Genomic DNA, 6051 nt, shown 5'->3' on the forward strand with positions numbered 1-6051 from the left:
TAAAGCTCTGTGGTCTCACAAAAGCAGAGAACACTCCGGGCAAAAAAACTGTGACGTAACCCTGGTCGGGGATGATGGCCGGACGCAGCCATGCGGGACGGTCTGCAAAAATGCTCACGCCCTGAGGATTCACAAAAATAAAGTCCACGGTCAACAACAAACCTGTGACGCAACCATCATCGGGGCGGATGGCCAACCGCGGCCATGCGGTAAGGTCTGCAAGAATGCTGAATCCTTCTCGTCTCACAAAAGCAAATACCACAGCGGGCAAAAAACCTGTGATATGTCCGTACTGGGGAAGGATGGTCAGCAGCGTGCGTGCGGAGCGGTTTGCAAGCATGCAAGAGCCCTGTTAACTCACAAAAGGCGTCATCGAAAACGCAAGCCTGTTGATGAGGATCAAAAAGTTGACCTCAGTCGCTGATCTGAAACCCGCCTTTTAATGAGCTGATCTATCCTTCCTCCCTATAAATTAGATTACATGGATAGAATGATTAAACACTCACTCATTGTGGCGCGGATTTTTCCGATATTATTGCTGGCTGTCGTTTGTCAGGGCGAACCGCAGAGAGAACGTTTTATTGTTGAGCTTGAACAGAAGACAGTGTTTCCAAATCAGAGCTTTTTTATAAGGCGTGACCAGCATAGATTGCCAGTCAACCCATCAGGCATCGCAGACACATACGGCTATGCAAGACTGGCTTCACCGCCTGATAAAGAACCTGATTACCGAGCAAAAACAACCATCATTGAGTCAATTTCATGGTGTTTGCTTTACGCCAAACAATTGTACGTGGGCTACGAACTGACCCCGACTTCCAAAGACGCCGCTCTGAGCTCTACCCCTTATTCATGGCTACCTGTAGAAATGGTTATCATAATCGGTTGGCTTTTAAAAAACTATTGCCCCCCCTATTCAGCGTCGTTTAACGCGATCGAACAACAAGAAGTGAGTCAGGATCACCTGTTTGTCTCCATCACTATGGTGCCTGACTCTGGAGATAACCGACCACTTAACCTGCCATCAGAATCATCGGGACAGCGTATCCCGGAAAACGCCTTCCACCTTGCTGGCTCTTTCACTGGCCTCATGTATTCTGGCTCTGGCAGTGGTAACGGAGGCCCTCAACCATCCCTACATACTCTGGGTTTAAATTGTTTCGTCCTTCCCTGTCATGGCTTTTGTACTTTCCGACCTTCATCCGATGACAGAGGAACCACTGAATGGCCGCTGAACCCGGCAGAAAGTTCGACAGGCAAACCTGCACTCTCAATGAGTGCAGAAGCTGGCCCTATCACTGACTCTGCAGAGCGAATCAATAATGATGTGACAGCGCACGGGAATTTGCCTTTCACCGCTAACGACTGGTTTATAGTCAATTGTTTACTCAATCTGCGTGGTCACAGCCTTCCCGAAGAAATGGGGCTTTCCAGTACGCATTCCAATTTGACACGTCCAATGGAGAGTTCATCTTCAGGCTACCCTCCTTCCGAAGGGGCTACCCATTACCAACATGACCTGTCGAATCATAGGAGAAAAAACGACATCGGACGAAAAGACTGTGACGTGAGCCTGGTTAGGGAAGATGGCCTGAAGCGACCATCTGGAAGAGTCTGCAAGAATACTGAAGCCCTATTGGTTCACAAAAGCTCATACCACACCGGGCAAAAAACCTGTGAAGTACCTCTGGTCAGGAATGACGGTCAGCAGCGACGGTGCGGGATCGTCTGTAAGAATGCTAAAACCCTGTGGTATCACAAGAGAAAATTCCACAGCAAGCAACAAAACTGCAACGTAACAGTGGTCAGTGAGGATGGTCAGCTGCGACCTTGCGGGGCGGTCTTCAAAAATGTTCAAGATTTGTCGCTTCACAAAAGCAGAAATCATGCAGGACAAAAATCTTGTGACGTGACCGTGTTTGGAGAGGATGGCCAGCCGCGACCATGCGGGAAGATCAGCAAGAATGCTCAAGCCCTATCGTCTCACAAAAGCGGATACCACTCCGGACAAAAAAACTGTGACATGGCGGTGATAGGAAAGGATGGCCAGCCCCGACCATGCGGGAAGGTCTGTAATAATGCTCAGGCCTTGTCTAATCACAAAAAAAGAGACCATTGCGGGCCACAAACCTGTGACGCAGGAGTGATCGGGGAAGATGGTCTGCTGCGGCCATGCGGAAAGGTCTGCAATGATACCAAATCACTGTCTAGTCACAAAAGAATTCATCGAAAACGCAAGCCTGTTGATGTAACCCGGAATGATGACCCCAGTCCTGAAAAAGCTAAATTGAATAAGTAACGATCTGATCCGGTACGTGACTTCAATGACATTTTTCTCGGTGCCACCTTTGGCTTTTAACAAACGATTTTTGATAGAAAACAGACTTATTTTCTTGATCTATCCTCCCTCTCTAGCCACCAGAATGCATGGATAGAATGATTAGACAGTCACTCTTCGCAACACCGCTGTTGCTGATAATGCTGTTGTTGATATTGTTGCCCGTCGTCTGTCAGGCCGAACCGTTGAGTGAACATTTTATTGTCGAGCTTGAACACAACGCAGTGTTTCTAAACCAGAACTTTTTTATATTACCTGACCGACATACTCTGCCAGGAAAACCGTCAGATACTGGCAACGCAAACGGCTATTCAGAAATGGATTCACTTCATGATGACCAAGCAGTTTACAGGGAAAAAACGAACCTTATTGGGTCGATTTCGTGGCAATGGCTTTATACCACTCATCTGTTGGTGGGTTACGAACAGATCCTGACCACCAAAGACGCCCCTCTGAGCGCCAACTCTTTTTCATGGCTACCTGCAGAAGTGGTTCTTGCCGTTGGCTGGCTCTTAAAAAGTTATATTAAAAAAAAATCAATGTCGTATATTATGATCTGCCAGCAAGAAGCAACATCCATACTGACACTGGGGGATGAGCCGTTTGCCTGCATCACTATGGTGCTTGGCTCTGGACGCAACCAACAATCACACTCCCTATCAGAATCAACCGGCGAGCAAGTCTCAGGAGCAATGCCACAACTTACAGGCATTTTCACCAGTCTCGTGCACACTGACTCTGGCAGTGGTAACAGAGGCCCTCAACAACCTCAACATACTTTGGATTTAAATTGTTTTGTCTCTCCCTGTCATGGCGTTTGCAATTTCCGACCATCTTCCTATAGCAGAGAATCCGCTGAATGTCCGTTGAACGCCGGAGAATGTTCAACAGGCAACTCTCCGCTCTCAATGAGCGCAAAGGCAGCCTGCACAAATGACTCTGCCGGGCCAATCAACAATGACGTAACAAGCCGCCTGAATTTGCCTGCCACCTCTGATGAGTGGATTATAATCGATGGCTTACTCAATCTGCGTGGCCATCATCGCCCCGAAGAAACTACGATTGCCTGTATGCCTACCCATTTGACACGCCCAATGGAGATTTTACCATCGGATTGTCTTCCTTCCGCAGAGGCTACCCATTGCCATGGAGCCCTGTCGAATCACAAAAAAAGAGACCACATCGAGCAACAAAGCTGTGACGTGACCGTGGTCGGGGAGAATGGCCAGCGGCAACCATGCAGAAAAGTCTGCAGAAATGCTCGGGCCCTATCGGTTCACAAAAGCTCATACCACACCGGGCAAAAAACCTGTGGTTTGACTGTGGTCAGGGAGGATGGTCAGCTACAGCCGTGCGGGATGGTCTTGAAGAATGCTCGATTCCTGGCGGAGCACAAAAGAAAAGTCCACAGCGGGCAAAAAAACTGCGACTTGACCGTGTTCACAAAGGATGGTCAGCAGCGATCATGCGGGAGGATCTGCAAGAATAGTTATGACCTGTTATCTCACAAAAAAAGAGAGCACACTGGACAACAAACCTGTCAGATAACAGTCGTCGGGAAAGATGGTCAGCAACGGCCATGCGGAAAAGTTTCCGGGAATGCTTTAGCCCTGTCGGTTCACAAAAGTTCATACCATACCGGGCAAAAAACCTGCCATGTAACCATGACCGGAGAGGATGGGAAGCAGCGACCGTGCGGGACGGTATACAAGAATGCCCGATTCCTGGCGGATCACAAACGAAAAGCCCATAGCGGGCAACAAACCTGCAATGTGACCGTGGTCACAGAGGATGGTCAACGGCGACCATGCGGGATAATCTGCAAGAGTACCCAAGCCCTGTCGGGTCACAAAAGCAGAGACCACACTGGGCAACAAGCCTGTGACGTAACCGTCGTAGGGGAGGATGGTCAGCCGCGGCCATGCGGGATCTTATGCAAAAATGTTACCACTCTGTCATCTCACAAAAGCGGACAACACAGCGGGCAAAAAACCTGTGACGCAACCGTGATTGGGGAAGATGGCCAGCCGCAGCCATGCGGGAAGATTTGCACAAATGCTCAAGCTTTGTCGAATCACAAAAGAAGCAACCACAGCAAACAACAGACCTGTAGCCGTACCCTGGTTGGGGATGATGGGCTGCAGCGGTCATGTGGGAAGATCTTCAAGAATACTAAAGCCCTGTCGGCTCACAAAAGATGTCATCGAAAACGCAAGCCTGTTGATGTGAACCAGAATAATGACCGCAGTCCTAAAAAAGGTAAATCAAATAATTAACACCCGACTTTTCATGACGTTTTGCCCCGTAGCAACCTTTGGCTTTTTAAGAAGGTCTTTGTCAGGAAAACAGACTGATTATCCTGATCTATCCTTCCTGTCTACCCAACAGAATGCAAGGATAGAATGTTTAGGCACTCACTCTTTACGGCACTGCTGCTGATATTGTTGTTAATACTGTTGCTGTCATTGTTGTTGTCTGTCGTTTGTCAGGCCGAACCCTGGACAGAACATTTTATTGTCGAGATTGAACAGAAGGCAGCTTTTCCAAACCAGAGCTTTTCTATAAAACGGGCCCGGCATACTTTAACGGGCAACCCGTCAGACATTGCAGATCCAAACAACTATGCAGGAATAGATTCGACGCCTGATGATCAATCAGGTTATGGGGTAAAAAAGAACCTTATTGTGTCGATTTCGTGGCAATGGCTTTATGCCACACATCTTCTGATGGGTTACGAACTGATCCTGACTAACAAAGACGCCCCTCTGAGCGCCAAACCTTATTCATGGCTAATTGCTGAAGTGCTTGTCTCTGTCGGCTGGCTTTTAAAAAGCTATTATAAAAATCTACTGTCGTTTAGTTCGTTCGGCCGACAAGAGGCAACATCCATGCTGACACGGAGGGATAATCCTTTTACCTACATCAATATGGTGCTTGGCTCTGGACATAACCAACAATCACAATCGCTATCAGAATCATTCGGCAAGCGAGTCTCAGGGGCAAAACCCCAACTTACAGGCACTTTCATCAGCCCTATGCACTCTGACTCAGCCGATGGTAACAGGAGCCCTCAACAACCTCAGCATACTTTGGATTTAAATTGTTTTATTTCTCCCTGTCGTGGCGTTTGTTGTTTCCGATCACCAATCGTTGACAGAGAGCTCGCTGAATGGCCGCTAAATTCCGAAGAAAGTTCGACAGACAACCCCACACGCTCAATAAGTGCAGAGGCAGTCTATACAACTGAACCACCCGGCCCCCACAATTATGCTGTGACAATGCACAGAAATTTGCCAATCACCTCTGATGACTGGATTATAATCCACGGGTTGCTCAATCTACATAAACAGCGTCTTCCAGAAGAAACAGAAACTTCCTTTTCACATACCCATTTCACACCCTCAATGGGGACTTCACCTCTCGTCTGCCTCGCTTCCAGAAGGGGTACCCTTTGCCAAAAAGTCCTGTCGAATCTCAATAGAGGAGGCCACACCGGGGAACAAACCTGTGACGAGAAAGTGGTCGGGGAGGATGGCCAAAAGCAGTCATGTAGCAGGGTCTGCAAGAATGTTAATGCTCTGTTGTATCACAAAAGAAAAGAGCACACCGGGCCACAAACCTGCGACCTGACATTGGTCACAAAGGATGGTCAGCAGCTACCATGCGAGAAGGTTTACAAAAGTGTTCGAGCTTTGGAGGATCACAAAAGAAGA

Annotated in this window: 4 protein-coding genes; all 4 read left to right on the forward strand. The window is 48.1% G+C overall.

Annotated features, from left to right (window positions below; all coding sequences use genetic code 11):
- Positions 1-424 (forward strand): hypothetical protein (locus KDK19_RS17970; RefSeq protein ID WP_257292509.1); only part of this gene is annotated, 424 nt, incomplete at its 5' end.
- A 66-nt stretch (positions 425-490) separates the two neighbouring features.
- Positions 491-2299, forward strand: coding sequence for a hypothetical protein (locus tag KDK19_RS17975; protein ID WP_257281452.1), 1809 nt, complete (start codon positions 491-493; stop codon positions 2297-2299).
- Positions 2300-2427: 128 nt separating this feature from the next.
- Entirely contained in the window at positions 2428-4614 is a 2187-nt protein-coding gene (locus KDK19_RS17980; RefSeq protein ID WP_257288515.1) for a hypothetical protein, read from the forward strand.
- A 126-nt stretch (positions 4615-4740) separates the two neighbouring features.
- Positions 4741-6051: hypothetical protein (locus KDK19_RS17985; protein WP_257288514.1), on the forward strand; the 1311-nt coding region annotated here is incomplete at its 3' end.

Source organism: Endozoicomonas sp. ONNA1 (genome assembly GCF_024606325.1).
In the GTDB taxonomy this organism is placed as follows: domain Bacteria; phylum Pseudomonadota; class Gammaproteobacteria; order Pseudomonadales; family Endozoicomonadaceae; genus Endozoicomonas_A.